Here is a 7,452-nt window from a genome sequence, read left to right on the forward strand (position 1 = left end):
CCCCTTCGGGGGCCACCCTCCCCCGCAGAGGGGGGAGGGGGAGATGCGTGTTTCCGGCCCTCGCCCTCGCTGCGAAATCAAAGGCGTGCCGTTCGACATGGGTCAGTTTACATGACGGCGCCCCTCGCCACGGCCGATCCCGCAACCTCGTCCCAAAAAAACACCCGCATGGGCCGGCTGGACGCGGTCGGCTACCTGATCTGCCTCGGCGGCATCGTCCGGCGCGAGTTGCTGCGCTTCTTCAATCAGAAGGAGCGGTTCTTCTCGGCGTTGGTCCGGCCGCTGGTGTGGCTGTTCATCTTCGCCGCGGGGTTCCGTAACACCCTCGGGGTCTCGATCGAGCCGCCCTACCAGACCTACGTGCTCTACGAGGCCTACGTGGTGCCGGGGCTCGCCGTGATGATCCAGCTGTTCAACGGCATGCAATCGTCGCTCTCCATGGTCTACGACCGCGAGGTCGGCTCCATGAAGGTGCTGCTGACCTCGCCGTATCCGCGCTGGCTGCTGCTGCTCGCCAAGCTGATCGCCGGCGTCTCGGTGTCGATCGTGCAGGCCTACGCGTTCCTGGCGGTGGCGTATTTCTGGGAGACCGACATCCCGCCGCTCGGGTACCTGACGGCGCTCCCGGCCTTCCTGGCCTCGGGGCTGATGCTGGGGGCGATCGGCCTGTTCCTGTCGTCGCTGGTCCGCCAGCTCGAGAACTTCGCCAGCGTGATGAACTTCGTGATCTTCCCGATGTTCTTCGCCTCCTCGGCGCTCTACCCCCTGTGGCGGATCCGGGAATCCTCGGAAACGCTCTACTGGATCTGCGAGTTGAACCCGTTCAGCCACGCGGTCCAGCTCGTGCGCTTCGCCCTCTACCTCCAGTTCGAGCCGGTCGCCTGCGCGGTCGTGGTCGGCGTGACCCTCGCCTTCTTCGGCATGGCGGTCGTCGCCTACGATCCGGGCCGCGGCATCATGGCCCGGCGCGGCGGCCCGGCCGGCGACGCCACCTAGGGCCGCGTGCCGGATAGCGTACCCGGCCTGCGACCCTATCTCCTTATGACCGCGTGATGATTTCGGAAGACCGCTTTCCACCTTCCGCATCATGCCCCGACGGAACCCGCCCGATGCATAGCCTCGCCCGCCTCCTCGTCCCGGCCTTCGGGCTCGCCCTGATGACGGGCCCCGCGCTCGCGCAGCCCAGGCAGGACCCGGACTGGCCCTGCGTGCAGCGCAAGGTCGCGACCCTCAGCCCGGGACAGTTCTGGACCGGGCCGGACATCGCCGCGGCCGGCGACTGGGGCAGCGACAACGACGCGGCGGTGCTGGCGCAGAAGATCGCGTCCCGGCGCACCGAGCTGTCCGAGGTCGGCCCGCTGCTCGATGGGTTCGTCGGCAAGCTCGGCGCCGACAAGGATGCCCGGGCCAAGTCCCTGACCCACGTCTACGCGGGGGTGTTCGAGGTCATCAACGGCGAGCGCGACAAGATCATGGGCGGCATCGCGCGCTACGCGCAGGGGCAGCGGCGCATGGCCGAGCGGATCCGCGACGAGGCCGACAAGATCAGCCAGACCAAGGACGCGCCCAGCGCCACGGACGCCACCGAGTTGCCGAAGGACCAGTCCGAGATCGAGACCAAGTTCGCCTGGGACCGCCGCATCTTCCAGGAGCGCAGCCAGTCGCTCACCTACGTCTGCGAGGTTCCGCAGCTTCTGGAACAGCGCCTCGGCGAGGTCGCCCGCCTGATTCAGGCCCGGCTCTGAGGGGCGGCCGCGGACGGGATGCGGGCATTGCCTAATTATCCCGTCCGGTTTGCCGAATGATCCCTAAGTTGCTGAAATCGTTATCGAAACTGTTGCTGTCAAACCACGTGCGTCGATGTTCGAGTTCGGTATTTCCCAAAGGTTGCTGAAACACGGCGCGCGTGGTGTTCAATCAATTGTGTCCTTTTCCTTCACCCGCCAAGAGTGACGCCAAGCTCGGCTGAAACGAGCGTGGGTTCACGGCAAGGGGTTTGGGATGTCATTGAGGGGGCTTCGGAGCAGCCTGATCGCGTCGGCGTCGGTTCTGGGTGGGGCGATGCTGCCCTCGGCCGCGCAGGCTCAGAACGCCGTGACGCTGGGCGAGATCAGCGTCGTCTCGACCTCGCCGGTGGGTTCGGGCGGCGGCAACTCGAGCCGCGTGCAGAACCTCAACGGCCCGGGTGGGCTGGAGCCGGCCGGCTCGGCGCCGCCGCCGATCGGCCCGGTCCGCCTCCGGGGCAGCGAGCAGCCGCTCTACAAGATCCCCAGCACGGTCGAGACCGTCACCGCCAGCGACATCACGGTCGACCGCGGCACCGACAACGTCGTGGCGACCCTCGCCCGCCGCACGCCCGGCCTCAACCTGTCCGACTCGCAGGGCAATTCGAACCGCCCCGACGTGACCTATCGCGGCTTCACCGTCTCGCCGGTCCAGGGCGTGCCGCAGGGCCTGGCCGTCTACCAGAACGGCGTGCGCATCAACGAGGCCTTCGGCGACACCGTCAACTTCGACCTGATCCCGCCGCAGGCGATCCAGCGGATCGACGTCGTCACCGGCAACCCGGTCTTCGGCCTCAACGCGCTGGGCGGCGCGGTCAACATCCAGATGAAGAACGGCTTCACCTGGCAGGGCACCGAGATCACCGCGTTCGGCGGCTCCGACGCCCGCACCGCCGGCTACGTCGAGTACGGCAAGGTCTCGGGCCCGTGGAGCGTCTACTTCACCGGCGACGGCCTGAACGACCGCGGCTGGCGCTACGAGAGCCCGAGCACGATCGGCCGGCTCTACGGCGACGTCGGCTACCGCTCGCAGGATTCCGAGTTCCACCTGATCGGGCTCGCCGCCCGCAGCTTCTTCGGCGCCGCCGCCGCCACGCCGGTGGACTTCAGCCACCGCGACCCGCGGTCGATCTTCACCTACCCGCAGACCAGCACCACCGAAGTCGGCACGATCCAGCTCACCGGCCGGGTCGACGTGTCGCCGACCTGGGACCTGGCCGGCAATGCCTATTTCCGCCGCTTCAGCCAGACCTACGTCGACGGCAACGACGGCAACTTCGAGAACTGCAGCACCCGCTCCAGCTTCCGCGGCAACCTCTGTTTCGAGGACGACGGCTTCAGCCCGGGCGCCGGCCAGTCGCAGCTCGCCTTCCGCAACCAGTTCCTGATCCTCGGCCAGCAGAACCAGCGCGTCCCGTTCCGGTCCGGGATCCCGTACGGCACCCTCGACGTGACCAAGACGGAGGCCACGGGCTTCGGCGGCTCGCTCCAGGCGGCCAACCGCGACCGGGTGTTCGGCCTGCCCAACACCTTCCTGGTCGGCGGCAGCATCGATGCGGCCAACTACTCGTTCAAGTCGTCCAGTACCCTCGGCGTGATCAACCCGAACCTGTCGATCACCACCGATCCGAGCAACCCCTATTACGGCAACATCCCGGGCCTCGGCACGCCGCAGCTCCGCACCGCCGGCGCCCTCGGCATCGCGCCGAGCTCGGTCAACGGCTCGAACCTCTACATGGGCCTCTACACCCTCGACACCCTGGACGTGACCGACCGGCTGTCGCTCACGGCGGGCGCGCGGCTCAACTTCGCCCGCATCCAGAGCGAGGACCTGACCGGCTTCTCGCCGGACGTGACCGGCACCCATTACTACAACAAGATCAACCCGGTCGCCGGCCTGACCTACCGCTTCACCGACGCGCTGAACCTCTACGGCAGCTACTCGGAATCGAACCGCGCGCCGACGCCGCTGGAACTGGCCTGCTCCAACCCGGACCGGCCGTGCCTGCTGCCGAACTCGCTGGTGGCCGACCCGCCGCTCAAGCAGGTCACCGGGCGGACCTACGAGGTCGGCTTCCGCGGCGCGCTGCCGAACACCTATGACGGCGGCGTCATCAGCTACAAGATCGGCGCCTTCCGCACCGACCTGTCGAACGACATCCTGTCGCTCGCCACCCCCGGCAACACCGCCCGCGCCTACTTCGTGAACGTGCCCTCGACCCAGCGTCAGGGCATCGAGGTCGGCAGCGAGTACACGGCCGACTACCTCCGGGTCTACGCCAACTACGCCCTGATCGACGCCACCTTCCAGTTCAACGGCACCCTGTCCTCGCCCAACAATCCGCTCGCGGATGACGGCGCGATCAACGTCCGCAAGGGCAACGTCGTGCCGCTGGTGCCGACCCACCAGTTCAAGGCCGGCTTCGACTACTTCGTCACCCCGAACTGGCAGTTCGGCGTCTACCTCCAGGCCTTCTCGGCGTCCTACTTCCGCGGCGACGAGTCGAACCTGAACCGCAAGCTGCCGCCCTACTACGTCCTGAACTTCCAGACGAAGTACCAGGTCACCAAGAACCTCGAGCTGTTCGGCCTGGTCACCAACCTGACCAACAACCGCTACGCCACGTTCGGCACCTTCGCCGAGCCGGGCGCGGTGGCCGGCAACCTGCGGATCACCGACCCGCGGACCACGACGCTGTCGCAGCCGCTCTCGATCTACGGCGGCATCCGCTACGCCTTCGGCGCCGACCCGGTGCCGATGTCGGCCGAGCCGATCATCCGCAAGTACTGAACCCCGGAAGTACTGAAGCCGGGAAGTACTGACGCTGTCGAAGGCGTCGGGCCAGGGCGCTCCGCGCGGTCTTCGGACCGGGTGGGGCGCCCTTGGCGTTTTCAGCTCCCCGCCCGACGCCGGCCGTGCGGCCTCACGTCTCAGGAACGGGCCCCGGCGCCCCGCGTCTCATCCGGGAGCGCCAGAGGCGGCGGCCGGTCCTCGATCCGGCGACCCGCCTCCGAACCTGCGCGAACGATTTGGAGACACGCCTCGATGATGATGAGATTCGCCTTCGCAGCCCTGGCCCTCGCGGCCGCCACGCCGGCCTGGGCGACCCCGTGCGCCGACGAGGTGTCCACGCTGCAGAAGCGCCTCGACAGCGCGGGCGCCGCCGCTGTGACCGGCACGACGCCCCCCGGCGGCACGACCTCGTCGCATTCCGACAAGGCGCTCGCGACCCCGCCGGCCCTCACCAAGGGCGACGCCGACGTGAAGCCGACCGCCTCCGGCGTCGAGGAGGCGAAGAAGCTCGTCGCCAAGGCCGCCGCCGAGGACAAGGCCGGCAACGCCGAGGCCTGCCGCAACACGATCATGCAGGCCAAGGAAAAGGCCGGCGCCCTCCCGTAGGGTTTTTCGGGACGCCGGATACCTCGTCGGGACAGTTCCCCCCGCGACCTCGTCCCGGGATGCGTCCGCCCAGCCGGGGCTTCGATGGACCCGTTCCGGAGGCATGGTGTCTCCGGACGGGCTCCGTCGAGGCGGAACGTTCTTCGATCGGTTGCCCGATGGCCTCCGCAGCGTCGTAGGCTGCACCGGCAGCATGGCATCAGCGGTGTCGGATCGAGGCCCGTGTCGCGGGAAAATCCCGATCGCACACGCCGCCCGGCACCGCGCCACGTTCCGGTTTCTTTACTTCGTCGCGCGATGGCTGATCCGCCCGGGCCGTGTTGCCCGAGAGGGGCAACGTCATGATCTCGTCGCGTGCCAAGCATCGGGTGTTCGCGTCCGGCTTCCGCGCGATCCAGGCGTTCGGCGCTGATCGCTGGCTGGCTCCGGCCGCCCGCGGCCTCGGGGTGATCCTGACCTTTCACCACGTCAGCCCGGATCCGGTGCCGGCCTTCGCGCCGAACCGGCTCCTCAGCATCACCCCGGATTTCCTGGATCTCACCCTGCGCGAACTCGACGCGCGCGGCTTCGACATCATCGGGCTCGATGCGGTGCCGGAACGGCTGGCCGCCCGGGATTACGGTCCGCCCTTCGCGGTCCTGACCTTCGACGACGGATACCGTGACAATGTCGAGCACGCCCGCCCGGTGCTCGAGCGGCACGGCGCCCCCTGGACCCTGTTCGTGGCGAGCGGCTTCGCCGACCAGCGCGGGCGCCTGTGGTGGATCGAGCTGGAGCGGGCGATCGCGCGTCTCGACCGGGTACGGATCGACATCCACGGCCGCAGCCTCGATCTGCCGGCCCGCAACCCGCAGGAGAAGGCCCTGGCCTTCGAGGCGCTCTACCGCGACCTGCGCCGCGGCAGCGAGGCCGCGCTTCTCGACCGGATCGCCGACCTGTGCCGGCAGGCTGGCCTCGCACCGGGCAGGATCGCACCCGAACTGTGTCTGTCGTGGGATGAATTGCGGGCGCTGGGCCGTGACCCGGCGGTGACGTTCGGGGCGCACACGGTCAGCCATCCGATGCTCGCCAAGCACGATACGGCGACCGTCGCCCGCGAGATCGCCGAGAGCCGCGCCCGGATCGAGGCCGAGCTCGGCCGCGAGATCCGGCATCTGTCCTACCCAGTCGGCGACCCGACCTCGGCCGGCCCCCGAGAATTCGCCCTCGCCGCGGATCAGGGTTTCGCCACCGCGGTGACGACGAGACCCGGCCATCTGTTCGCCGACCATGCCGGGCATCTGCGCGCCCTACCGCGGGTCTCGATCAACGGCTGCCACCAGTCGCGGGCGGCGCTGGCGGGATTGCTGTCCGGCGTCCCGTTCCTGGCCTGGAACCGCGGGCGGCGCCTCAACGTCGCCTGACCGGATCGCTCATGCGATATCTGCCGGTAACGTGTCGTGCGGATCGTGCGCCGCCAAGCCAAGCGGCCGGAAGTGACGGACGTTACGCGTCAGGATCGTCCAGCCGCGACATAGCGCCGTCGCGCCGATGGCGAGGTCCGCCATGCCGGGGGCATGGCCTTCTCGCCTGGCCACGTCGGACAGGCGGCCGATACACCGGGCGATCTCGAGATCGATCGGCAGAATCTGAGCGCTGTAGAGGTGCAGCAGCGTCTCCAGCCAATCCGACAGACGCGCCGCCTTGCGAGAAGCGCCATCCCGGCGGCATTTGGCGATACCGTCCTCGATTTCGGCGATGGTGATCACCGAAAGGTGCAGGCTGGCGCTGTTTCGGTGCATCCAGGCGATCAGGTCGTCGGCCGGGATCGCCTTGGTTGGTGCGGCCGCCGAAAGGACATTGGTATCGACGAGGTACACAGGCGTCAGAGATCGATTCTTCTCAGCGCACCGGATCGCGGCGGAAGATCCTCCGTTTCGAGAGGCGCGGCCATCAGGAGCCGGCCGAAGGATGGGACCTGCGAAAGCCGTTGCCACTCTTCGAAGCTGAGCAGCACGGCCTCGGGCCGGCCATGGCGTGTGATGACGGAGGGTTGGCCCTGCCGGGCCTTGTCGATGACGGCCGAGAGCGTCGCCTTGGCGTCCCGCAACTGGATTTCCCGCATCCGACCCTCCACGACGACATCGGCATCGTAGGGGTGGGGATCGGCGCCGGCAACGCTGCTTGAAAGTCCTCAGCGCCGGCGGCGATGCCGGTAGCCGGTCGAGAACGAGGCGTATTGCCGGCCGCCCCGCCGCGAGCGGTACCGGCCGCGGCGGGGCGGCCGGC

General features: G+C 68.6%; 7 protein-coding genes. 5 read left to right on the top strand and 2 right to left on the bottom strand.

Features of this window, described 5'->3' with window-relative positions; genetic code table 11:
• Window positions 1-111: 111 nt before the first annotated feature.
• The 5 genes from FV228_RS15820 (at window position 112) to FV228_RS15840 (ending at window position 6,587) form a co-directional block, all read left to right on the top strand.
• A complete protein-coding gene (locus tag FV228_RS15820) occupies window positions 112-996 on the top strand; it encodes an ABC transporter permease (protein ID WP_187277772.1) in 885 nt (294 codons plus the stop codon).
• A 113-nt stretch (window positions 997-1,109) separates the two neighbouring features.
• Window positions 1,110-1,745 (top strand): hypothetical protein, encoded by a 636-nt coding sequence (locus tag FV228_RS15825; RefSeq protein ID WP_147855497.1) that lies wholly within the window; start codon window positions 1,110-1,112, stop codon window positions 1,743-1,745.
• 256 nt (window positions 1,746-2,001) lie between these two features.
• A complete protein-coding gene (locus FV228_RS15830; RefSeq protein WP_147855498.1) occupies window positions 2,002-4,575 on the top strand; it encodes a TonB-dependent receptor in 2,574 nt (857 codons plus the stop codon).
• 255 nt (window positions 4,576-4,830) lie between these two features.
• A complete protein-coding gene (locus tag FV228_RS15835; RefSeq protein ID WP_147855499.1) occupies window positions 4,831-5,184 on the top strand; it encodes a hypothetical protein in 354 nt (117 codons plus the stop codon).
• A 341-nt stretch (window positions 5,185-5,525) separates the two neighbouring features.
• Window positions 5,526-6,587, top strand: coding sequence for a polysaccharide deacetylase family protein (locus FV228_RS15840; RefSeq protein ID WP_147855500.1), 1,062 nt, complete (start codon window positions 5,526-5,528; stop codon window positions 6,585-6,587).
• Window positions 6,588-6,596: 9 nt separating this feature from the next.
• On the opposite strand, the gene FV228_RS15845 is transcribed toward FV228_RS15840, so the two are convergent.
• Both FV228_RS15845 and FV228_RS15850 read right to left on the bottom strand, forming a co-directional pair.
• The gene (locus FV228_RS15845; RefSeq protein ID WP_147855501.1) at window positions 6,597-7,043 is read right to left on the bottom strand and encodes a type II toxin-antitoxin system VapC family toxin; all 447 of its coding nucleotides are present in this window, start codon (window positions 7,041-7,043) and stop codon (window positions 6,597-6,599) included.
• A gap of 5 nt (window positions 7,044-7,048) precedes the next feature.
• A complete protein-coding gene (locus FV228_RS15850) occupies window positions 7,049-7,288 on the bottom strand; it encodes a type II toxin-antitoxin system Phd/YefM family antitoxin (protein ID WP_147855503.1) in 240 nt (79 codons plus the stop codon).
• Between the last annotated feature and the right edge of the window lie 164 nt (window positions 7,289-7,452).

Origin of the sequence: Methylobacterium sp. WL18, from assembly GCF_008040015.1 — a bacterium.
Lineage (GTDB): Bacteria > Pseudomonadota > Alphaproteobacteria > Rhizobiales > Beijerinckiaceae > Methylobacterium > Methylobacterium mesophilicum.